Raw genomic sequence first — 20,587 nt, 5'->3', positions numbered from 1 at the left:
TCTCTTTTTCCTGTGGTGGGAAAAAAAAAAAAAAGGGACATAAAAAAAACCACCCCCCCCCCCCCCCCCCACCAACACCCCCCCCCCCCCCCCCCCCCCCCCCCCCCCGCCCCTGTTGTGACGGGCGTCACTCGGGGTCGTGTCACGTCTCGCCGGGCCGTCCCGTCGTTCAGGTGTCACCACCACGACGACCCAGGAGAAGACGATGGAAGCCCGACTGAACCTCCTCGCCAACCCGCTGGCCGGCAAGGTCTTCAAGCACATCAACTCGGCGGGCAAGGTCCTGGCGGACTCGACGCTGCCGCACGCGACGCAGGAGCTGGTGAAGATCCGGGCCAGCCAGATCAACGGCTGCGGTTTCTGCACCGACATGCACACCAAGGACGCCGCGCACGCGGGGGAGAGCGCGCAGCGCCTCCACCTCGTGGCGGCCTGGCGCGAGGCGACGGTGTTCACCGAGGCCGAACGCGCCGCCCTGGAACTGGCCGAGGAAGGCACCCGGATCGCCGACGCGGCCGGCGGCGTCCCCGACGAGGTGTGGGAGAACGCCGCCAAGCACTACGACGAGGACCAGCTCGCCGCGCTGGTGGGCCTGATCGCCCTGATCAACGCGTACAACCGCGTCAATGTGCTCGTCCGGCAGCCCGCGGGCGACTACCAGCCGGGCATGTTCGGCTGAGCCCACCCGGCACCGGTGCCGACCGGCGACCGGCGACGCACGGCGAGCCCGGGGCCCGCACGCTCAGCCCCGCGGCTCGCTGATGTTGATCATCCAGGGGACGCCGAAGCGGTCCGTGCACATCCCGAAGACATCGCCCCACACCTGCTTGTCGAGGGGAGCCGTCACCTGGCCGCCGTCGGAGAGCTTCTCCCAGTAGCCGCGCAGCTCGGCGTCGTCGTCGCCGGTGACACTCACGGAGTAGGTGAAGACGGGGGCGCTGTCGGCGCCGGTCGGGGAGTCCGCGCCCATCAGGGTGAAGCCGCTCGGCGTCTCCAGCATGCCGTGCATGATCATGTCGGCCTGGGGGCCCTCGCCCTGCCCGAACGAGCCGTAGGTGTTGAGCACCAGCTCGCCGCCGAACACCTCCTGGTAGAACTCCAGCGCCTGCCGGGCGTCCCCGCCGAAGTGGAGATACGGGTTGAGTCGCGAGGCCATGGAACCTCCTGATCGCAGCAAAGGTCGGTCGTCCGGAGACTAGACCCGCCCACTGACAACGGCACCCGGACACCGGGGCACCGCCCCTCACCGGCACCGGACGCCCCCGTGGCGACCCGCGCGCGGCGCAACCGGGCAGGATTCGAGAAGCGGTCCGGCGGGGCCCGCGCCTAGCGTTGCGGGCATGGACCTCACCATTCACTGGACCTTCCTCCCGCACACCGACCCGGAGGCCACACTGGCCTTCTACCGGGACACCCTCGGCTTCGAGGTGCGCAACGACGTCGGCTACGAGGCCATGCGGTGGATCACCGTCGGCCCGCCCGGCCGGCCCGGCACGTCGATCGTCCTGGAGCCGCCGGCCGCCGACCCCTCGCTCACCGAGGACGAGCGCCGCACCATCACCGAGCTGATGGAGAAGGGCAGCTACGCCCGCCTCACCCTGGCCACCCCCGACCTCGACGACACCTTCGAACGGGTGCGGGCGAGCGGCGCCGAGGTCGTCCAGAAGCCGACCGAGCAGCCGTACGGCATACGCGACTGCGCCTTCCGCGACCCCTCGGGCAACCTGATCCGGATCAACGAGCTCCGCTGAGCCGTCCGCAAAACCACCGGACGCACCGCCCGTGGCCTGGTTAGATCGAGCACGGCTGCCCTCCACGGCCGGCTCGTCGGCCGGCCGCCGCCCCGTCGGCCGCCCCACCGGCCGGCTGCCTCGCCCTCCCACGACACACCCGATCGCGCACCACATCGCGCAACAGATGGAGACACGATGAGCACGGTCAAGAGGACGGACCCGCGGTCGCCCGAGCCGCACGCGGCGGACAGCCACGATCTGATCCGTGTGCACGGCGCCCGGGAGAACAACCTCAAGGACGTCAGCATCGAAATCCCGAAGCGCCGGCTGACGGTGTTCACCGGTGTCTCCGGATCGGGCAAGAGCTCCCTGGTCTTCGACACGATCGCCGCCGAGTCGCAGCGGCTGATCAACGAGACGTACAGCGCCTTCCTCCAGGGCTTCATGCCCAATCTGGCCCGCCCCGAGGTCGACGTGCTCGACGGTCTGACCACGGCGATCACCGTGGACCAGCAGCGGATGGGCTCCGACCCCCGCTCCACCGTCGGCACCGCCACCGACGCCAGCGCGATGCTCCGCATCCTCTTCAGCCGGCTCGGCGACCCGCACATCGGCCCGCCCGCCGCGTACTCCTTCAACGTCGCCTCCGTCTCGGCGAGCGGAGGCATGACGATCGACCGGGGCGCGGACAAGACCAAGACCGAGAAGGTCACCTTCAGCCGCACCGGCGGCATGTGCACGCACTGCGAGGGCCGGGGCACCGTCTCCGACATCGACCTCACCCAGCTCTTCGACGACTCCAAGTCGCTCTCCGAGGACCCGTTCACCATCCCCACCTACACCGGGGACGGCTGGGTCGTCCGGGTCATCACGGAGTCCGGCTTCTTCGACAAGGAGAAGCCGATCCGCGAGTACACCAAGAAGGAGCGGTACGACTTCCTGTACCGCGAGCCGACCAAGGTGAAGATCAACGGAGTCAACCTCACCTACGAGGGGCTGATCCCGAAGCTGCAGAAGTCGTTCCTGTCCAAGGACCGGGAGTCGATGCAGCCCCACATCCGGGCCTTCGTGGACCGGGCGGTCACCTTCGCCCGGTGCCCCGAGTGCGACGGCACCCGGCTCAGCGAACTGGCCCGCTCCTCGCGGATCGGGAAGCTCAACATCGCCGACGCCTGCGCGATGGAGATCCGCGACCTCGCCGAGTGGGTCCGCTCTCTGGACGAGCCGTCGGTGGCGCCGCTGCTCGCCAAGCTCCAGCACACCCTCGACTCGTTCGTGGAGATCGGCCTCGGCTATCTCTCCCTCGACCGGTCCTCGGGCACGCTCTCCGGTGGCGAGGCCCAGCGCACGAAGATGATCCGCCACCTCGGCTCCTCGCTCACCGACGTCACCTACGTCTTCGACGAGCCCACCGTCGGGCTGCACCCGCATGACATCGAGCGCATGAACAACCTGCTGCTGAGGCTGCGCGACAAGGGCAACACGGTGCTCGTCGTGGAGCACAAGCCGGAGACCATCGCCATCGCCGACCACGTCGTCGACCTCGGCCCCGGCGCCGGCACGGCGGGCGGCACCGTCTGCTTCGAGGGCACCGTCGAGGGGCTGCGGGGCAGTGGCACCGTCACCGGCCGCCACCTCGACGACCGGGCGAAACTGAAGGACACCGTCCGCGGGGCCACCGGGCACCTCCAGATCCGCGGAGCCTCGGCGAACAACCTCCAGGACGTCGACGTGGACGTCCCGCTCGGTGTGCTCTGCGTCGTCACCGGGGTCGCCGGCTCGGGCAAGAGCTCGCTGATCCACGGCTCCATCCCGGCCCCCGAGGGCGTGGTCTTTGTCGACCAGACCCCGATCCGCGGCTCCCGCCGCAGCAACCCGGCCACCTACACCGGGCTGCTCGACCCGATCCGCAAGGCGTTCGCCAAGGCCAACGGCGTCAAGCCCGCCCTGTTCAGCGCCAACTCCGAGGGCGCCTGCCCCACCTGCAACGGCGCCGGCGTCATCTACACCGACCTCGCGATCATGCAGAGCGTCGCCACGCCCTGCGAGGACTGCGAGGGCAAGCGGTTCGACGCGTCGGTGCTGGAGTACCGCTTCGGCGGCCGCGACATCAGCGAGGTGCTGGCGATGCCGGTGAGCGAGGCCGAGGAGTTCTTCGGCGGCGGAGAGGCCCACACCCCGGCCGCCCACCGCATCCTGCGCCGGATGGCGGACGTCGGCCTCGGGTACCTCACCCTGGGCCAGCCGCTCACCACGCTCTCCGGCGGCGAGCGGCAGCGCCTGAAGCTGGCCGTCCACATGGCCGACAAGGGCGGCGTCTACGTCCTCGACGAGCCGACCACCGGTCTGCACCTCGCCGACGTCGAGCAGTTGCTGGGCCTGCTGGACCGGCTGGTCGACTCCGGGAAGTCCGTGATCGTCATCGAGCACCACCAGGCGGTCATGGCCCACGCCGACTGGATCATCGACCTCGGTCCCGGCGCCGGACACGACGGCGGCCGTGTCGTCTTCGAGGGCACCCCCGCCGACCTGGTCGCCGCGCGCTCCACCCTCACCGGCGAGCACCTCGCCGCGTACGTGGGCGCCTGACCCGGCCGGTCACGGGCGCCGAAGACCCCGGAACACGACGAAACCCCAGGTCCACGACCTGGGGTTTTTCGTCACGGCTGCTTGGGTCCGGCGACGGTGTCGGCGGCGTGCCGCGGCCCGTACCGGGAGGAGAACTGCCCGACCAGTTCACGGAAGCAGACCAGCGCGGTGACCGGCGGGATCCCCACCACGACCATCGCGAGCACCGACCCCGGGGTCTGCCCGATGCACAGCGCCACGGCCGTGCCCGACGCGAGCAGCATCACGGCCCAGGACCGCCGGGCGGTCCGGTGCTGCACCGCCGCCCGCAGGATGGACAGCCCCGCGACCAGCCACGGCCCGTACACCGTCAGCGGCCACCATTGCGCGAATCTTTCCGAGACCACCAGCAGGGCGATGCCGTGTAACTGGTTGTACGAATAGGAGAGCGACCACAACAGCATCGTCGCCGCGCACACCGTGATGGTGAAAACCAGAAAAGCGACCGTGATGCTTCTCGGGTTTCCGGAAAAGACGTGCGCCCCCGGCCGCGGTCTCCGTCTGCTGACGGGCCGGCCCGGGGGCGGCACCTGCATCGGCATCGACACCGGCATGGTCACCGGCACCGACCCCTGGGGCGGCTCCTCGTCGCGCTCCCAGTCGTCGGACGGAGTCCTCGGGTCCGGGAGCCAGATGTGCTGTGTCTCCATAGCGCCGTACGCATCCTGCCAAGTCACGCATCTTCAACGACCGGCATCCGGGGCAAGGCATCCGACATTCAGGGGAATAAAAGTCTGCTGGGATTATCGGCGTCGTGGAATTCCGGATACTTGGTTGAAGAATCAGTTGAACTCAGTAATTCGCGGTGCTTTCGGCCGGCCCCGAACTCCGTCAGGGCCCCGGCGTGGGTCAGGGGCCTGTTCCGTCAGCGCCCCGGCGGCGGAGCCGTGCTGCGTCGGGACACGAGCCGGGTCGGGACGAGTGTGGTGCCGGGATCGGGGGTGGGCCGTCGCATCCGGGCGAGCACGCCCTCGACGCACAGCCGCCCCACCTCGGCGAAGTCCTGGTGGATGGTGGTCAGGGGCGGCAGGAACGACGCCGACTCGGGGATGTCGTCGAACCCGACGACGCTGACCTCCTCCGGCACCTTCCGCCCGCGCTCGTGCAGGGCCCGCAGCAGCCCCAGCGCCATCTGGTCGTTCGCGGCGAACACCGCCGTGCAGTCGGGCCGTTCGGCGAGCAGCAGCCCCGCCCGGTAGCCGGACTCCGCCGACCAGTCGCCGCGCACCGGGGGCGGCGGCTCCAGGCCCGCCTCGGCGAGGGTGTCCCGCCACGCGTTCGCCCGGCGCTGCGCCGCGAAGGAGTCCTCCGGTCCCGCGAGGTGCCACACGGTCCCGTGTCCGAGGTCCAGCAGATGCCGTACGGCGTCCCGCGCCCCGCCCGCCTGGTCGGTGTCGACGACGGTGTAGCGGTCGCCGGCGTCGGAGTCGGCCACCACGACGGGGATGCCGGGCGGCAGCGACACGGTCGCCGCGTCGAGCAGATGGGTCTCCATGATGACGATCACCGCGTCCACGGCGAGTTCACCGAGCCGGGAGAAGGCGCCGTTCACCTCGTCCTGCGTGGGCACGGCGACCGGGAGCAGTGTGACGGCGTACCCCTCGCGCGCGGCGGACGTGGCGATCGCGTCGAGGGTGCGGATGTTGCCGAGCGTGGAGAGGGAGAAGGTGATCACGCCGAGGGTGCGGAACTCCCCGCGCCGCAGGGCCCGGGCGGCACTGTTGGGCCGGTAGTCCAGCTCCCGCATCGCGTCCAGCACCTGCCGGCGGGTCTCCTCGGTGACGCCGGCGAACCCGTTGGACACCCGGGACACCGTCTGCGCGGAGACGCCCGCGAGCCGGGCGACGTCACCCATGGAGGGGCCCTGCCGGGGCCGGGCGCCACGCCCCCGCGAGCGGGGCGCGGGCCCCGCCCCCGTCCCGTTCCCACGGCCCGGCACGGCCGCGCTCTCCCGGTCAGCTGTGTCCACCTTGTCCCCCAGGCTCCCGTCCGCGCGCCGCTCGGCGATACCGCTGGTCCGGAACGCATCCCTTGACCGCCGAGATTCGGACAGTGTAGACATCGCGCCGAGGAATGTTTACGTAAACATGACCTGTCATGAACCTTACGAGAGCACCGCGAACCGCACCGGAACAGCACTGAACCGCACCAGCGGGCCCCGATCTCTCGTGTCGCGCCGGGACGCGCGGCACGTGGAAGAGTGGAGTTACTCGAGATGGCACACCGCACCCGCACGCGACGGCTCCTCGGGGCCATCGGCGTGACGGCCCTGGCGACCGGGACCGTCATGGCCACCACCTCCTTGCCGTTGGCGCACGCCGAACCGGCCGCCGCGTCGGTCACCGTCCGGCCGGACCCCTCGTACAAGGGCGACAGTTTCGAGGGCTGGGGCACCAGCCTGGTGTGGTTCGCCAACGCCACCGGCGACTACCCCCCGAAGATCCGCGAGAAGCTCGCGCAGCTGCTCTTCGGCGACCAGGGCCTCAACCTCAACATCGCCCGCTACAACATCGGCGGCGGCAACGCCCCCGACGTCAAGGACTACCTGCGGGCCGGCGGCGCGGTCGAGGGCTGGTGGAAGGCCCCGGCGGGCACCACCCGTGAGGACGTCGACTGGTGGAACGCCGACGACCCGGCCGACTGGAACAACAAGGCCGACGCCACGCAGCGCTGGTGGGTGGACCGGATCAAGAAGGACATCACGCACTGGGAGGCGTTCAGCAACTCCCCGCCGTGGTTCATGACGGTCAGCGGCTATGTCTCCGGCGGCTTCGACTCCTCGAAGGACCAGCTGAAGGAGGAGTCGGTCGAGGACTTCGCCAAGTACCTGGTCGGCGCCACCGAGCGGCTGGAGAAGGCGCACGGCATCAAGGTCGACACGCTCGACCCGTTCAACGAGCCGAACACCGACTACTGGGGCACCAAGCTCGGTGAGGACGGGCAGCCCACGGGCGGCCGTCAGGAGGGCGCCCACATGGGCCCCGAGCTCCAGCAGAAGGTGCTGCGCGCCCTCGGCCCGGTCCTGGACAAGTCCCGTACGAAGGCGGAGATCTCCGCCATGGACGAGACCAACCCCGGTAAGTTCGCCACGAACTGGAGCTCCTACCCGCAGGAGGTCCGCGACCTCGTCGGCCAGATGAACGTCCACACCTACGGCACCAGCCAGCGCACCACCGTCCGCGACCTCGCCAAGGCCGCCGACAAGCCGCTGTGGATGAGCGAGGTCGAGGGCGACTGGGGCGACGGGCAGAGCTTCACCGACATGCGCCCCGGCCTGGGCCTGGCCCAGCGCATGGTCGACGACCTGCGCGAACTGGAGCCGAAGGCGTGGGTCTTCTGGCAGCCGGTCGAGGACTACGACAACATGAAGCCCGGCGGCGAGTCCGCGAAGGGCGGCAACTGGGGCTCCATCCAGCTCTCGTTCGCCTGCAAGTCCACGGACACCCTGAAGACCTGCCCGATCTACACGAACACCAAGTTCGACACCGCCCGCAACTTCACGCACTACATCAAGCCGGGCGACCGTCTGATCAAGACGAACGACACCTCCAGCACGGCGGCGGTCGCGAAGAAGGGCGACAAGGCGACGGTCGTCCACGTCAACAGCGCCACCGAGTCGCACGCGGTGACGCTGGATCTGTCGAGGTTCGGCAAGGTCGCCTCCGGTGCGACGGTCACCCCCGTGGTGACGGACGCCGCCGGCAAGCTGGTGAAGAAGAAGGCGGTCCGGGTCAAGGGCAAGAAGGCCACGATCACCGTGCCCGCCCAGTCCGTGACGTCCTTCCTGGTCAACGGCGTCTCCGGGGTGGCGAAGGACCGGGCGGAGCTGCGTGACGACGAGACGTACACCCTGACCGGTGTGCAGAGCGGCAAGAACCTCGCGGTCGCGGGCGACGGCAAGGGCCTCGTCATCAAGAACGTCGACCCGGGCGCCAAGGCCCAGCAGTGGACCGTGGACCGGATCGGCAGCGGCGCGACGAGCAACCGGACGCGGTACGCGATCACCAACGCGGCCGCGGGCAAGCGCCTGGCGATCCGCGGCGGCAACCTGACGGCCGAGGCCGACGAGGGCACGCGGGACGCGGCGGCGCAGTGGATCCTCTCCACCACCGGTGACGGCTCCTGGACCCTGCTCAACGCGGCGACCGGCCAACTCGCCGACGTCAACGGCCAGTCCACGAGCGACGGCGCCTCCGTGGGCGTCTGGTGGCCCAACTCGGGCCTCAACCAGCGCTGGTGGCTGAACGACCTGCCGGGCTGACACCCAGGGCCCCCGGCGGCCCCGAGGAAACCCCAGGTCGTGGACCTGGGGTTTCCCCGTGCGCCGAGAGGTCAGCGAGGCTGTTCACCCAGGACCGTGCGCAGCCAGTCGAGCGGCCCCGTGCTCAAGAGCTGATCCGCCAGTTCGTTCGCTGTCTTCGTGACCAGGCGCCCACGGCTGTTGTCGATCCAGCGCTGCGCCAGCTCGTACCCCTGGGCCTTGTACTCGATGCCCTGCAGCATGCACTCCAGCTTGTCGGCGTCACGGGCGCAGATCGCCTCGGCTGACTCCTTCGCCTCGTACTCGGCGACCAGGTCCCGTACGGTCGACGCGAGGGACTGCGGCATGCCGTCGACCTGGTCGGCGGTCACGGCCTCGGGGTCCGCCTCTGAGGCGTACTTCTTCCCGAGGTGGTTCACGTCGCCGGTACGCGTTTCCTGGGAGTCGTGCCACACGGCGAGGAACGCGGCCCGTGCGGGGTCGGCGCCCTCCAGCTTCGCGATGACCGTCGCGATGAGGGACGTTCGCCAGGAGTGCTCGGCCACCGACTCGGGGTCCCGCACACCGGCCATCCACCAGCCCGTGCGCTTGGTCTGCTTCAACGTCCCCGCCTCGTACAGGAAGCGCGCCACCGCGGTCAGGTCCTCGGCCACCATCGGACTCCTCTCACGCCTCGGCGAGGCGGATCGCGTACCGGATGCTCTCCAGCTCCCGGCGCCCGCGCGCCGACAGCTCCCCGCTATCCAACATGACCGGCAGACGTCCCCGAAGCGCGCGTGATGCCGCACCGGATCGCAGCAGGTGGGGCCGGACCTGGAGGAGCGACCACACGGTGTGAATGTTGAGGTCGACGTAACCGTGCTGAGGAGCCAAACCCTTTGCGAGGTGCATGAGAAGTCTGTCCCCCGCCCACGCGCCGGGTGTGCGATCCCCGATGAAGTCGTCCGAGAGTTCGAGGTGCGGCGATTCCCCCATCCAGTACGCCCAGTAGTTGAGGTTCGCGGACTCGCCGGCGTCATCGGTGAGCGCGGTGTCGATGAACCAGGCCATACGGTCGCGATCCCCGTGTCGCGCCGCGACTGCCGCCAGGGAGCGCGAGTTGAGCCAGCCGGTGAGCCAGTCGGTCGGCCGCTCCGTGTTCTGCTGGTGGGCGAGCCACTCCGAGCTGTCGGCCTGACGGTCGTAGCCCGACAGATAGAGGGCCTGGCGGCGCATCAGAAACTGGTGCGGCTTCCGAGCCTTCTCGGCGGTGTCACGCATGCGTGCGAAGAAGCGGCGACGGTCCGTGGCCGACAACTCGGGGGCGCAGGGCGCGGGGCCTCGTCGGGGCCGCGGTGGGGCAGGGAGGTCCCGGACCGGCTGAGGCGGGACCCCGTTGAGCGGCCACGCGAGCACCTCGACCAGGTCCCGCTGCATGACCCAGGCACCCAGAGGGCTCTCCTCGGCGGGCGCCTGGTCATCGAGTGCACTGGCCAGGAGGACGTCCGCCTCCATCGCGCGCTCAAGGGCCTGCACAAGTGTCGGCGCGGTACCCATCTGCATGAGGCGGTGACGATGCACGAGCATCTGACCGACGGGCACGGAGGTGAGCGGGCGGCGTCCCGACTCCCACCCCGCGATCGTGTCGACCGACACTCGCATGCGCGCGGCAACGGTCTCCTGGGTCTCGCCCAACTGCTCCCGTATCAACCGGAAGACGTAGCCCGAAACGACCCCCATCCGGGGACGGGAGGGTGAACCCTGACCACCGGTCAGGGCTGGTCCTGGATTCGAAGGCATCTGCGCCCCAATCCCCGCGCGTCGCGGCAACTCACCTGTACTCACAGTCGCTTCAGACCACGCCAGGGGCCTCCTAGCGTCTGAGTAGTCACCTCGGAACTGAGCGTATAGGGACGGTGCACAGATGGATGCCCGGAAGCCGACGAGCGCGCATGCCTCGCCCGAAGCGGGAACCGCCCTCCTTGCCGGAGCCCGCCTGCAAAGAGCCCGACGCCAGGCCCAGCCGCCGGAACCGCCCATGGTCGGGGACTACCTCGTCGCCGGCCCGCCGGCCCCGCACGAGGGGAGGGCGACCATGGAGACCTCCGAGTGGGCCGTGGGTGAGACGGTCATGGACACCGGCAGCGCCAGGGTCGGCGAGGTCATGGGCAGGGAAGGGCCGTACGTGCAGCTGCGCCCGGTGGGTGGCGGTCGCGAGTGGGACGCGCGCCCGGAAGCTCTCCGTCCGGCCACGCGCGACGAGCGCCTGAGCGCCGGCGTGAGGGTGGCCAACGCGAGGTCACGCAAGCGGCGCTCATGAGGGTCATCACGGAGGCCGAGTTCCAGGCGCTACCGCCGGACATCGGCACCATGCTGGCAGCGGCGCACCGACTCGTCACCGAGGCATGCGGCAGCCTCTCTGACCACGAGCTGGAGACACTGGGTATTCAGCTGCGGGGCCACATCCGGGTGCTCATCCCACTCGTCGAGGCGGCGGTCGCCCGCCTCCCTGTCGGCAACATCCCGCGGGCCCGCGGTGAGGCATGCGTCTACGTGGCCCACGCGACGCTCCGGCTGGGGCCGGGGGACACGCGGCTCGTCCGTAGATCGGTCGTAGGGAAACTGGCCGGCTCGGTACGCCGCCTCTGCGGGCACCTGGAGATTCTGGACGCCCTCAGCCCAGTGGCCACATCCTGCGACGCCCTACAGCCCAAGCCGTGAGCGGGCACCGCGGCCCAGGGAGCCCAGAGCGCCTCACGATGTTCTCCCTTCCGAGGCGACACGACTGGTTGGTGTTCTTGAGCCCCGGCGAACGGGTCGGTCTGGAAGCGCTCTCCCGCGCCGGCCTTGCCCAGCACGACCGCGCCGCCATCGGCGTCGAGCAGGCCGTCCTCCCCCACGGCGACCCTGCTCGTCCGTGACCGGGGCTGGACCCGGCCGAGGTCTCCCTCCAGCTGCGCCCAGATGCCTGGGTGCCGGGCGTCGGCACGGTGACCCCAGAGACCCGTCAGCCGATCACGAAGGGCAACCGCGCGCCCAGCGGCCCCAGTTGCGCCGGCTCCGCCCCTGTCGGGCTCCGCCGTCCCGTCCCCACCAGCAGCGCGTCCGTGTCCGTGAACGACGCCGGGAACGAGGCGCCGGTGATCCGCTCCAGCATCGCGCGGGAGTGGGCCAGGGCCTCGGCGGACGGGCCCGGGGTGCCGGGCAGGTGGGCCGTCAGGTCCAGGTGGTGCAGGGTCCACTCCAGGACGTACGCGGTGAGGTAGTCGCCGGCGGTGAGCACCTTGTCCTGGGTGCTCACCCGGAGGCCGGGGTCGGCGAGTCCCGCCGCGCGGCCCGCCGCGGAGCCGACGTCGTCGAGGTGGAACTTGAGCAGGTGCGGCTCCTCGTAGGCCCCGGCCAGCCGGACGATCAGCGCGTCCAACGGGTCGTCGCCGGACGGGGGTTCGTCCGTCACGGTCCAGTAGGTCACCGCGTCGGCGGTCGGCTCGGCGTCCGACGGGGTCACCAGGGTGATCAGCACGTCCTGCGCGTCGATGACCAGGTGGCAGACCAGGTCCCGGACGAGCCAGCCCGCGCAACCGGACGGTCGCCCGAAGGCGTCGTCGGGCAGATCGGCGACCACCGCACGCAGCGCCGCCCAGGAACGCGAGAAGAGATCCACCCAAACACGCTACGCGAACCCGGCCCCCCGTGCCGGCTTCCCCGACACCCCGACCCCCAACACCCCAACACCGCCGATCCGGTGACCAAGACGCCGCCCCCGCCCCCGTAGCCGTCGCGTCACCGAGGCCCCGTGACGGCGGCGCGGCACGACGGGCCGGACCGCCGGGGGCCACTCTTACCGGCACCTGGAGCGGGCTGCCGCCCGTCGCCGGCGTGATCGTATGGCGCACAACGCCGAAAGCGACAGGACCACCATGAGCGCCGCACGCGCCCGGGGCGGCAGGGAGAGCGCCGGGAGCCCCCTCCCCCCTCCCCGTCGGGCCCCGAGCCGCCGCGGCATCCGCTTCCGTTTACGCCTCCGTCGTCCCCGCGCAGCGGGACCCGTGGGGCGGTTCCTGTGGCGCGGGCTCTTCGGAGGGCGTGCGACCAATTCGGTGCGAGACGTGGGATCGGAACCCCGTGGCGGTGGGGAAATGCCGGTCCGGCAGTATGGATGCGCACGGTGGTTCCTCAACCACGAATCGCGCAGGGCCAGTCACTTCCGGTTGTCGTTGAAGTTTCATAAGGATTCCGCATCTTGACGTCTCGTCATGACTCAATGCGGTGATACGATCACCGCACTTGCTGAACGGACGGATAGGTGCAAAAGCGGCACCTCTCGCCAAGGGGGCAGCCTGGGCGGCGACCCTGGTACGGGCGACCTCCGGTCTGCGCGAATTGACGGGAATTCAGTAGCTGGCCTTCAGCCGCCTGAAGAGGGTCTCATGACGCCATACATACAGAATCCGGTGCTTTGGGTTCTTCTTGTCCTAACCCTTCTCGCAGCCGCCCTCGTTGTTCGCCAGCGACGGGCGGCCCGGGGGTTACGACAGGAGATCGCAGGGCTCAAGAATCACTACCGTGAGTTGGAGACTCATTACTCCCAGTCCGTCCGAGAGGCGCAGCAGGAGGCCGAGGCGGAAACGCGCACGGCCCTGAAGTCCGCGATGAGGACACTCCAGGGTCTCGCCGCCGAACAGCAGCGCATCATCTCGGGACTGCAGCGCAAGTACGGCGATTCCGTCATGCTCCAGGACCTCCTGGAGATCGACCACATGAACGCGCAGTTCGGTCGCCGCGCCCAGTCCATCGCCGTGCTCTGCGAGGGCTGGCTCGGCCGCCACCGCGACGTGGCGTCGGTCTACGACGTGGTCCGCAGCGCCCAGGGCAGGATCCGCCACTTCCAGCGTGTGCAGATCCTGTCGAAGGTGGACTTCGGGGTCACCAGCCGCGCCGTGGAGCCGGTGGCTCTCGCGCTCGCCGAGCTCCTCGACAACGCGACCAGCTACTCCAGCCCCGACACCGTGGTGGAGATCAACGTCCGTACCGTCCCCAAGGGCGTCTGCATCGTCGTCGACGACGCCGGTGTCGGTATGAACGAGGAGGAGAAGGCCAGGGCCGAGAAGCTCCTGACGAGCGAGCGCGCCTCCGGTGTGTCCGGGCTCGGCAACCCGCCGCAGTTCGGCTTCGCCGTGATCGGTGTGCTCTGCGAGCGGTTCGGCTTCACGGTCTCCGTGGACTCCACGTCGCCGTACGGCGGTGTGCGGGCCGTCGTGCTGCTGCCCGACGAGCTGCTCACCGACATGCCGACCCCGCAGGAGCCGCAGGAGCCCGTCGTGGTCGTTCAGGAGACCCGGGAGCGGGCGCCGGTCGTCGACACGGTCGCCGTGGCGCACGAGACCGGCCCCGAGCCCTCGCTGCCCCTGCCGACCACCGACGACGGTCTGCCCCGGCGCCGGCGCAAGCGGCCCATGGCGCTCGTCTCCAACAGCGGTCCGACGGCCCCGCCCGCCCCGAGGCGGCGCAGTGAGGACACGGCGGCGATCATGGCCGCCTTCAAGCAGGGCACGGACAAGGGTCGCGCCACGCATCCGGACGGCGAGCGGCCGAGCGGCACCGGTGACGCGAGCAGTGAAGGGCACGAGGTCTCATGAACAACGATCTTTCCTGGATGCTGGACAGCGCCCTGGAGATCCCCGGGGCTCTGCACGCCGTGCTCATCTCCGCCGACGGGCTCCAGCGGGCCCGCTCCAAGGACGTGAGCAAGGACGACGCGGACAAGGCCGCCGCCGCCATGAGCGGTCTGCAGTCGCTGAGCCGCTCGCTGGCGTTCTTCTGTGACGGGACCGATCTGCGCTGGCAGCAGACCCTGGTCGAGTTCGACGGCGGCTGGATCTTCCTGATCTCCGCCGGCGCCGGCGCCTACCTCGCCGTGTCCGCGTCCTCCGACGTCGACATGGCGGACATCACCTTCCGGATGCAGCAGCTTGTCGGGCAGTTGGGCAAGGTTCTGACTGCTCCGCCTCGCGAGAGCAGCGTGGTACGGCCATGAGCGATTCCGACAAGCAGGAGCACGAGGCCGCCGAGTTAGTGCGGCCGTACGTCATCACGGGCGGCCGCCATCTGCCCGGCGAGGGTCAGTTCTCGCTGATCACGCTGGTCACGGCGGCGGCCGACCACCAGCAGCGGCCCGCCCGCCTCTCCCCGGAGGAGCAGGAGGTGCTGCGGATGTGCGTCGGCGGCTATCTCTCCGTCGCCGAGATCGCGGGGCACATGCAGCTCCCGGTGGGCGTGGTGAAGATCCTGCTCGCCGCCCTCTCCGAAGGCGGCTACCTCGTCACCCGCCCGCCCGAGCAGCGGGCCCCCGTGGCCAACCTGCAGATCCTCGAGGAGGTGCTGAATGGTCTCCGGGCCAAGTTTGGATGAGCGGGCGTACGTCCGTGGCGGGGAGACCCAGACCGCCGTGAAGATCCTGGTGGTCGGGCACTTCGCGGTGGGCAAGACCACGTTCATCGGGTCGATCTCCGAGATCTCGCCGCTGTCCACCGAGGAGACGATGACCCGCGCGGGCGAGGCCATCGACGACCTCAAGGGGGTCCAGGGCAAGACCACCACCACGGTCGCCATGGACTTCGGCCGGCTGACCGTCAGCGAACGCGTCGTGCTGTACCTGTTCGGTACCCCCGGACAGCAGCGCTTCGTGCAGATGTGGGAGGACATGGCACGCGGCGCGCTCGGCGCGCTGGTGCTGGTCGACCCCGAGCGGCTGGCGGACTCCTTCGCGGTGATCGACCTGATCGAGCAGTACGGGCTCGACTACGCGATCGCCGTCAACCACTTCGACGGTTCACCCCTGCGGGACGAGAGGGCGCTGCGCGAGGCGCTCGATCTGCTCGACGACACCCCCGTCGTCACCTGCGACGCGCGCGACGAGAGATCGTCCGCCGAAGCGCTGATCACGCTCGTCCGCTACTTGATGGACCGCGCCCGTTAGGAGCAAGACGAAAGACATGACCCCCGAACCCCATTCCCCCGTTCCGCCACCCGGGTGCCCCGCCCACGGCAGCGGACTGCCGGTGCCGCTGTACACCAACGAGTACGCCGCCGACCCCCAGGCGTACTACGCGTACCTGCGGCACTTCGGGGCGACCGCGCCGGTCGAGATCGCGCCCGGTGTGGACGCGACCCTCGTCACCGACCACGCGACGGCGCTCCACCTGCTCCAGGACTCGAGCAACTTCCGCAAGGACGCCCGGCGCTGGCGGGACGTCGCCGAGGGCAGGATCGGCCCGGACAACCCCGTCGTGCCGATGCTGGGCTACCGGCCCAACGCCATGTTCACCGACGGCGCCGAGCACGCCCGGCTGCGTCAGGCGATCACCGACAGCCTGGCCCGGGTGGACTCCCGGCAGCTGACGGAGATGACCAAGCGCGCCTCCGACTACCTGATAGCCCAGGTCGCCTCGCGCGGCTCGGTCGACCTGATGAACGACTACGTCAAGCAGTTGCCGCTGCTCGTGTTCAACGAGCTGTTCGGCTGCCCGGCGGACGTCGGCGACCGGGTCGTCTTCGGGATCTCCGGTGTCTTCGAGGGCGTCAACGCCGAGAAGGCCAACATGGTGCTGGGCCAGGCCGTCGGCGAGCTGGTGGCGCTGAAGCGGGCCAGGCCCGCCGACGACGTCACCTCGCACCTGATGCGGCACGAGGCGCGGCTGAGCGACGAGGAACTCGTCCACCAGCTGATCCTGCTGCTCGGCGCGGGCGCGGAGCCGCTGCGCAACCTCATCGGCAACACCCTGCACCGGCTGCTCACCCACGACCGGTACGCCGACGGCGGCCTCATCGAGGAGGCCATCGACGACACGCTGTGGGAGAACCCGCCCATGGCGAACTACGCGCCGCACTACCCGGCCTCCGACCTGGAGTTCGCCGGGACGAAGATGCGGGCCGGCGACCTGGTGCTGGTCAGCATCACCGCCGCCAACACCGACCCGGCGCTGGCGGCGGCCCGGCGGACCGGTGGCCGGCGCGCCCACCTCGCGTGGAGCGCGGGCCCGCACGCCTGCCCGTCCAAGGACCTCGCCCGGCTGGTCACCATGACGGCCATCGAGAACCTGCTGAACCGGCTGCACGACATCGAGCTGGCGGTGCCCGAGGACAGCCTGACCTGGCGGCCGGGCCCGTTCCACCGGGCACTCGCCGTGCTGCCCTGCCGCTTCACCCCGCAGGTCGTGCACCGGCCCGCGCCGCCGCGCGCGCAGGAGACCGCCCGGGTCGACCACCACACGACCACCGGCCGGAAGGCGGAGCGGGCGGGTGTCTGGAGTTCCTTCCTGTCCTGGTTGAAGGGGTGATGCACGCAACAGGAGCAACTTCCCGACACTGCATGAAGATTCAACCTAAGGGGTAGTAACGCGGCGGCATTCGTGGTGACTAACGAAACAAGGGAGGTGTCGTGGACAACGTTTCCGACGACGCCGCTGCTCGACCTTCCGCCGCACACCACCGCTCCCGACGGCACGACCCCCGGGGGACCGAAGGCTCCCCCGGGGGCGTGACCGGCCGTCGGTTACGGCATGACGAGATACCCGCCCAGGTCGGCGGGTATCTTTCTGTGTCCCCCCGGACCCCGGGGGGACGGTCGTGAGCGGGCCCGGATCCGCGCTGACGCGGACGACGGAGACGCTCGGCGGGCTCGTGACGGGCCAGTTGCTGCGGTTGTGCCAGGTGTCGGGGATCGACGAGGCCGACGCCGAGAGCTACGCGCGGGTTCTGACCGACGCGCTGGCCGGGGTGGCCGAACGACCCCTTGACCTGCCGCCCCCCGCCTGGACGTTCCTCTCCGACGACTCCACACCGGTGGAGTTCTCGCTGTCGTTCCTCCCGGACGGACCCCCGTCCCTGCGGGTGCTGCTGGAACCGGGCAGCGGCGCGGAGAACCTGCGGGAGAACGGCCGGGCCGGGCTGGCGGTCGTCCGGTCGATGGCACGGCGCTGGGGCTTCGCCACCGGGCAACTCGACCTGCTGGAGGACCTGTTCCTCCCGGACGACCCCCAGGGACCACTGGCCCTGTGGATCGCGCTGGAGCTGCGCCCCGGCGGTGTCCCCAAGGTCAAGGTGTATCTGAACCCGGCGGCACGGGGCGCGGACCGGGCCGCCGGGACCGTACGGGAGGCGCTGGACAGACTCGGCCACCGGGCGGCCTTCGACACGCTGCCGCCCGGTGACGGCTACCCCTTCCTCGCCCTCGACCTCGGCGACTGGGCAGCGCCCCGCGTGAAGGTGTACGTCACCCATCGCGAGCTGACCGCGACCGACGCGGGCGGGCTGTCCCGGATGAGCCCCGGCCCCGACGCCGAGGTGCTGGAAGGTTTCCTCCGGCAGACGGGCGGCTACGACGACGGGACACCGGGCCCCGAGGCGCGGTTCGACCGGCGGCCCGTGCTGACCTGCCACTCCTTCACCCGGACGACGGGCGGGCCCACCGGCTTCACCCTGCACGTCCCGATCCGGTCCTATGTGCCGCACGACGGGGTGGCGCTCGACCGGGCCACGGCCGTCCTCGCCCGCCACGGCATCGACCCCGCCGTACTCGAACGGGCGCTGACCGCCGTCACCCCGCGCCCGCCGAGGGACGGGCGGGGCCTCATCGCGTACGTGGCACTGGCCCATGAACAGGGCAGGCCGCCCCGCGTGACGACGTACGTCTCCTCGGAGGCGTACGAGGTCCTGCCGCCGGCGTCCCCGCCGCCCCTGCAACGGGCGTCTCCCGGCACCGCGCGCGAGCCGGTCCCCGGCACATCAGCCATCAGTTGAGCCCACAGAGCAACAGGAGCACAGACCACAGTGGAGCCCTACCGCATCAAAGTCGTCGAGCCGCTCGCCCTCACCACACGTGAGCAGCGCGAGGAGGCGCTGAAACGGGTCGACTACAACCTGTTCGACCTGCGGGCCGACGAGGTGACCATCGATCTGCTCAGCGACTCGGGCACCGGCGCGATCTCCGCCGCCCAGCTCGCCGCCGGCATGGAGGGCGACGAGTCCTACGCCGGCTCGCGCTCCTTCTACCGCTTCCACGAGACGGTGACGGAGCTGACCGGCTTCCGGCACATCCTCCCCGCCCACCAGGGGCGCGCCGCCGAACGCATCCTGTTCTCGACGCTCCTCGAACCGGGCGGTGTCGTGCTGGCCAACACCCACTTCGACACCACCCGCGCCAACGTCGAACTCTCCGGGTGCGAGGCGCACGACCTGCCGTGCCCGGAGGCAAAGGACCTCGACAGCGAGCAGCCGTTCAAGGGCAACATCGACCTCGACGCGCTGCGGACCTGGCTGGAGGGGCCGGACGCCTCCCGGGTGCGCGTGGTCGTCATGACGATCACCAACAACGGCGGCGGCGGGCAGCCCGTCTCCATGGAGAACCTCAAGGCCACCGCCGAACTCTCCCGCCGCCACGGCGTCCCCATGATCCTGGACGCCGCCCGGTTCGCCGAGAACGCCTGGCTGGTGACCCGCCACGAGGCCGCCTACGCCGGCCGCACCCCGCGCCAGGTCGCCGAGGAGGCGTTCCGCCTCGCCGACGGCTGTGTGATGAGCGCCAAGAAGGACGCCATCGTCCACATCGGCGGCTTCATCGGCCTGAACGACCCGGTGCTCGCCGAGAAGTGCGAACGGCTCCTCATCGCCACCGAGGGCTTCGCCACCTACGGCGGACTCGCCGGCCGCGACCTCGACATGATGGCCGTGGGCCTGCTGGAGGTGACCGAGCCCAGCTATCTCGCCGAGCGTGCCGAGGTAGCCGCCCATCTCGCCGGACGGGTCCGCGCGGCGGGCGTCGACATCCTCGAACCGCCGGGCCTGCACGCCCTCTACCTCAACGCCGGGCGGTTGCTGCCCCACATACCGCCGCACAACTATCCGGGCCACGCCCTCGCCTGCCGCCTCTACCTCGAAGGCGGGATCCGTTCGGCGGAGCTCGGGTCGCTCTACCTCGGCGAGGAGGACGAGGACGGCAACCCCGTCAAGAGCGCGCCGTACGAGCTGGTGCGGCTGGCGCTGCCGCGCCGCGTGTACACCCGCAGCCACTACGACCACGTCGGCCGGACCCTGGAGAAGATCGCCAAGGACGCCGGTTCGGTGCACGGCTTCCGGATCGTGGAGCAGTCCCCGATCCTGCGGCACTTCCGCGCGAAGCTGCGGCCGGTGACCGGCTGACGGACGGGCCCGGTCCTACGGCAACCCCGGGTCGACGACTCGGGGTTGCCGTACGCAGAGGCGTGACGGGCGGACCGTCAGAGCCCGAACTCCTGCGTGGGCAGCCCGAGCACACCGCACGCCTCGCGCAGGACCTGCTCCTCGGCCGGCGCGATGTACCCGTCGGCGCCCGCGACGACGAAGCCGGTCTGGACGACCGCACGGGCCTCCTGCGGCTTCTTCGCCGCCTTGGCGATCTCCTGGAGAACGGCCGCCTTGCCCTGCTGGAAGTTGAACGACAGCTGGTCCACATGCTGGTTGAACCGCTGCCGCAGCTGGTCCGCCGGGAAGTTCTGCAGCACGTCGTTGTTCAGGATCAGCGACTCCACGTGCTGCCGCTCGGCCGGGTCCACCGTGCCGTCGGCGGCGGCGACCAGGGCACACATGGCCATGCTCGCGTCACGGTAGGCACCGCTCTTCAGCTCCGTCTTCAGCGATGTCAGCTGGGACTTGAGGGCGCTGACCAGCTGGGCCTTCGAACCGCCGGACCCGCCCGGCCGGCCGTGCCCGTGGCCCTGCCCGTACGCCTGGCCCGGGGCGTGGCCGTGCCCTTGGCCGTGCCCCTGGCCCGGTGCGCCGAGGCCCCGTGACTGTGCCTGCTGCTGCAGCCCCTTGGCCTGGTCCTTGATCCGATCCCACATCGCCATCCGTGCCACCTCGGCTTCAGCCCATGTCGTCCAGCGTCCGCGCACGTTCCACGCGTCACCCTGCCAACGGCTGCCGCACCCCGTGAAGTTCCTGGGCCCGT

Annotated in this window: 20 protein-coding genes; 13 read left to right on the top strand and 7 right to left on the bottom strand. The window is 70.4% G+C overall.

Features of this window, described 5'->3' with window-relative positions; translation table 11 throughout:
• Nucleotides 1–205 precede the first annotated feature (205 nt).
• Nucleotides 206–679, top strand: a complete 474-nt coding sequence (locus tag ACZ4Z2_RS18480) for a carboxymuconolactone decarboxylase family protein (RefSeq protein WP_468077216.1) — start codon at nucleotides 206–208, stop codon at nucleotides 677–679.
• A 63-nt stretch (nucleotides 680–742) separates the two neighbouring features.
• Here ACZ4Z2_RS18480 and ACZ4Z2_RS18475 read toward each other — a convergent pair whose 3' ends face one another.
• Nucleotides 743–1,156 (bottom strand): VOC family protein, encoded by a 414-nt coding sequence (locus tag ACZ4Z2_RS18475; RefSeq protein WP_468077214.1) that lies wholly within the window; start codon nucleotides 1,154–1,156, stop codon nucleotides 743–745.
• A 184-nt stretch (nucleotides 1,157–1,340) separates the two neighbouring features.
• Here ACZ4Z2_RS18475 and ACZ4Z2_RS18470 point away from each other — a divergent pair, with 184 nt between their 5' ends.
• Nucleotides 1,341–1,751 carry a VOC family protein gene (locus tag ACZ4Z2_RS18470; protein WP_468077212.1) on the top strand — a complete coding sequence of 137 codons (411 nt, stop codon included), beginning with the start codon at nucleotides 1,341–1,343 and terminating at the stop codon, nucleotides 1,749–1,751.
• Between the two features lie 177 nt (nucleotides 1,752–1,928).
• Nucleotides 1,929–4,322: an ATP-binding cassette domain-containing protein gene (locus tag ACZ4Z2_RS18465; RefSeq protein ID WP_468077210.1), complete on the top strand. Its 2,394-nt coding sequence runs from the start codon at nucleotides 1,929–1,931 to the stop codon at nucleotides 4,320–4,322.
• Nucleotides 4,323–4,393: 71 nt separating this feature from the next.
• Here the strand turns inward: ACZ4Z2_RS18465 and ACZ4Z2_RS18460 are convergent, their stop codons facing one another.
• Nucleotides 4,394–5,011, bottom strand: coding sequence for a DUF2637 domain-containing protein (locus ACZ4Z2_RS18460; RefSeq protein ID WP_468077208.1), 618 nt, complete (start codon nucleotides 5,009–5,011; stop codon nucleotides 4,394–4,396).
• Nucleotides 5,012–5,226: 215 nt separating this feature from the next.
• Nucleotides 5,227–6,216 (bottom strand): LacI family DNA-binding transcriptional regulator, encoded by a 990-nt coding sequence (locus tag ACZ4Z2_RS18455; protein ID WP_468077206.1) that lies wholly within the window; start codon nucleotides 6,214–6,216, stop codon nucleotides 5,227–5,229.
• Between the two features lie 360 nt (nucleotides 6,217–6,576).
• Between ACZ4Z2_RS18455 and ACZ4Z2_RS18450 the strand changes: the two genes are divergently transcribed.
• On the top strand, nucleotides 6,577–8,622 hold the full coding sequence (locus ACZ4Z2_RS18450; protein ID WP_468077204.1) for an RICIN domain-containing protein: 2,046 nt from the start codon (nucleotides 6,577–6,579) through the stop codon (nucleotides 8,620–8,622).
• 71 nt (nucleotides 8,623–8,693) lie between these two features.
• On the opposite strand, the gene ACZ4Z2_RS18445 is transcribed toward ACZ4Z2_RS18450, so the two are convergent.
• Entirely contained in the window at nucleotides 8,694–9,275 is a 582-nt protein-coding gene (locus tag ACZ4Z2_RS18445) for an HD domain-containing protein (protein ID WP_468077459.1), read from the bottom strand.
• A 13-nt stretch (nucleotides 9,276–9,288) separates the two neighbouring features.
• Complete coding sequence (locus ACZ4Z2_RS18440; protein WP_468077202.1) at nucleotides 9,289–10,341, bottom strand: helix-turn-helix domain-containing protein; 1,053 nt, start codon at nucleotides 10,339–10,341, stop codon at nucleotides 9,289–9,291.
• 355 nt (nucleotides 10,342–10,696) lie between these two features.
• On the opposite strand from ACZ4Z2_RS18440, the gene ACZ4Z2_RS18435 reads away from it, so the two are divergent.
• Both ACZ4Z2_RS18435 and ACZ4Z2_RS18430 read left to right on the top strand, forming a co-directional pair.
• Nucleotides 10,697–10,921: a hypothetical protein gene (locus ACZ4Z2_RS18435; protein ID WP_468077200.1), complete on the top strand. Its 225-nt coding sequence runs from the start codon at nucleotides 10,697–10,699 to the stop codon at nucleotides 10,919–10,921.
• The gene (locus tag ACZ4Z2_RS18430; RefSeq protein ID WP_468077198.1) at nucleotides 10,918–11,322 is read left to right on the top strand and encodes a DUF6415 family natural product biosynthesis protein; all 405 of its coding nucleotides are present in this window, start codon (nucleotides 10,918–10,920) and stop codon (nucleotides 11,320–11,322) included. Before ACZ4Z2_RS18435 ends, ACZ4Z2_RS18430 begins: the two co-directional genes overlap by 4 nt.
• Before the next feature lie 286 nt (nucleotides 11,323–11,608).
• On the opposite strand, the gene ACZ4Z2_RS18425 is transcribed toward ACZ4Z2_RS18430, so the two are convergent.
• Complete coding sequence (locus tag ACZ4Z2_RS18425; RefSeq protein WP_468077196.1) at nucleotides 11,609–12,265, bottom strand: maleylpyruvate isomerase N-terminal domain-containing protein; 657 nt, start codon at nucleotides 12,263–12,265, stop codon at nucleotides 11,609–11,611.
• Between the two features lie 766 nt (nucleotides 12,266–13,031).
• Between ACZ4Z2_RS18425 and ACZ4Z2_RS18420 the strand changes: the two genes are divergently transcribed.
• The 7 genes from ACZ4Z2_RS18420 to ACZ4Z2_RS18390 all read left to right on the top strand — a co-directional run bounded on the left by ACZ4Z2_RS18420 (nucleotide 13,032) and on the right by ACZ4Z2_RS18390 (nucleotide 19,800).
• Nucleotides 13,032–14,240 carry a sensor histidine kinase gene (locus ACZ4Z2_RS18420; protein ID WP_468077194.1) on the top strand — a complete coding sequence of 403 codons (1,209 nt, stop codon included), beginning with the start codon at nucleotides 13,032–13,034 and terminating at the stop codon, nucleotides 14,238–14,240.
• Complete coding sequence (locus ACZ4Z2_RS18415; protein WP_468077192.1) at nucleotides 14,237–14,638, top strand: roadblock/LC7 domain-containing protein; 402 nt, start codon at nucleotides 14,237–14,239, stop codon at nucleotides 14,636–14,638. Before ACZ4Z2_RS18420 ends, ACZ4Z2_RS18415 begins: the two co-directional genes overlap by 4 nt.
• Nucleotides 14,635–15,012: a DUF742 domain-containing protein gene (locus tag ACZ4Z2_RS18410; protein ID WP_468077190.1), complete on the top strand. Its 378-nt coding sequence runs from the start codon at nucleotides 14,635–14,637 to the stop codon at nucleotides 15,010–15,012. The genes ACZ4Z2_RS18415 and ACZ4Z2_RS18410 overlap by 4 nt, the downstream gene beginning before the upstream one ends.
• On the top strand, nucleotides 14,987–15,580 hold the full coding sequence (locus ACZ4Z2_RS18405) for a GTP-binding protein (RefSeq protein WP_468077188.1): 594 nt from the start codon (nucleotides 14,987–14,989) through the stop codon (nucleotides 15,578–15,580). Before ACZ4Z2_RS18410 ends, ACZ4Z2_RS18405 begins: the two co-directional genes overlap by 26 nt.
• A 16-nt stretch (nucleotides 15,581–15,596) precedes the next feature.
• Nucleotides 15,597–16,940 (top strand): cytochrome P450, encoded by a 1,344-nt coding sequence (locus ACZ4Z2_RS18400; protein WP_468077186.1) that lies wholly within the window; start codon nucleotides 15,597–15,599, stop codon nucleotides 16,938–16,940.
• 289 nt (nucleotides 16,941–17,229) lie between these two features.
• A complete protein-coding gene (locus tag ACZ4Z2_RS18395; protein ID WP_468077184.1) occupies nucleotides 17,230–18,402 on the top strand; it encodes a tryptophan dimethylallyltransferase family protein in 1,173 nt (390 codons plus the stop codon).
• A 30-nt stretch (nucleotides 18,403–18,432) separates the two neighbouring features.
• Complete coding sequence (locus ACZ4Z2_RS18390; protein WP_468077182.1) at nucleotides 18,433–19,800, top strand: tryptophanase; 1,368 nt, start codon at nucleotides 18,433–18,435, stop codon at nucleotides 19,798–19,800.
• Between the two features lie 77 nt (nucleotides 19,801–19,877).
• Here ACZ4Z2_RS18390 and ACZ4Z2_RS18385 read toward each other — a convergent pair whose 3' ends face one another.
• Nucleotides 19,878–20,486 carry a tellurite resistance TerB family protein gene (locus tag ACZ4Z2_RS18385; protein WP_468077180.1) on the bottom strand — a complete coding sequence of 203 codons (609 nt, stop codon included), beginning with the start codon at nucleotides 20,484–20,486 and terminating at the stop codon, nucleotides 19,878–19,880.
• Nucleotides 20,487–20,587: the final 101 nt, after the last annotated feature.

Source organism: Streptomyces sp. NPDC030183, from assembly GCF_055573455.1.
The sequence above is the reverse complement of the archived record's forward strand: the minus strand, read 5'-3'. Positions and strand labels throughout refer to the sequence as shown.

What these genes read in the sequence shown, in the direction of transcription:
- ACZ4Z2_RS18470 (WP_468077212.1), top strand. Translation starts at nt 1,341, where the DNA reads ATGGACCTCACCATTCACTGGACCTTCCTCCCGCACACCGACCCGGAG.
- ACZ4Z2_RS18455 (WP_468077206.1), bottom strand. Translation starts at nt 6,216, where the DNA reads ATGGGTGACGTCGCCCGGCTCGCGGGCGTCTCCGCGCAGACGGTGTCC.
- ACZ4Z2_RS18465 (WP_468077210.1), top strand. Translation starts at nt 1,929, where the DNA reads ATGAGCACGGTCAAGAGGACGGACCCGCGGTCGCCCGAGCCGCACGCG.
- ACZ4Z2_RS18460 (WP_468077208.1), bottom strand. Translation starts at nt 5,011, where the DNA reads ATGGAGACACAGCACATCTGGCTCCCGGACCCGAGGACTCCGTCCGAC.
- ACZ4Z2_RS18440 (WP_468077202.1), bottom strand. Translation starts at nt 10,341, where the DNA reads ATGGGGGTCGTTTCGGGCTACGTCTTCCGGTTGATACGGGAGCAGTTG.
- ACZ4Z2_RS18430 (WP_468077198.1), top strand. Translation starts at nt 10,918, where the DNA reads ATGAGGGTCATCACGGAGGCCGAGTTCCAGGCGCTACCGCCGGACATC.
- ACZ4Z2_RS18410 (WP_468077190.1), top strand. Translation starts at nt 14,635, where the DNA reads ATGAGCGATTCCGACAAGCAGGAGCACGAGGCCGCCGAGTTAGTGCGG.
- ACZ4Z2_RS18415 (WP_468077192.1), top strand. Translation starts at nt 14,237, where the DNA reads ATGAACAACGATCTTTCCTGGATGCTGGACAGCGCCCTGGAGATCCCC.
- ACZ4Z2_RS18405 (WP_468077188.1), top strand. Translation starts at nt 14,987, where the DNA reads ATGGTCTCCGGGCCAAGTTTGGATGAGCGGGCGTACGTCCGTGGCGGG.
- ACZ4Z2_RS18400 (WP_468077186.1), top strand. Translation starts at nt 15,597, where the DNA reads ATGACCCCCGAACCCCATTCCCCCGTTCCGCCACCCGGGTGCCCCGCC.
- ACZ4Z2_RS18475 (WP_468077214.1), bottom strand. Translation starts at nt 1,156, where the DNA reads ATGGCCTCGCGACTCAACCCGTATCTCCACTTCGGCGGGGACGCCCGG.
- ACZ4Z2_RS18435 (WP_468077200.1), top strand. Translation starts at nt 10,697, where the DNA reads ATGGAGACCTCCGAGTGGGCCGTGGGTGAGACGGTCATGGACACCGGC.
- ACZ4Z2_RS18480 (WP_468077216.1), top strand. Translation starts at nt 206, where the DNA reads ATGGAAGCCCGACTGAACCTCCTCGCCAACCCGCTGGCCGGCAAGGTC.
- ACZ4Z2_RS18385 (WP_468077180.1), bottom strand. Translation starts at nt 20,486, where the DNA reads ATGGCGATGTGGGATCGGATCAAGGACCAGGCCAAGGGGCTGCAGCAG.
- ACZ4Z2_RS18450 (WP_468077204.1), top strand. Translation starts at nt 6,577, where the DNA reads ATGGCACACCGCACCCGCACGCGACGGCTCCTCGGGGCCATCGGCGTG.
- ACZ4Z2_RS18420 (WP_468077194.1), top strand. Translation starts at nt 13,032, where the DNA reads ATGACGCCATACATACAGAATCCGGTGCTTTGGGTTCTTCTTGTCCTA.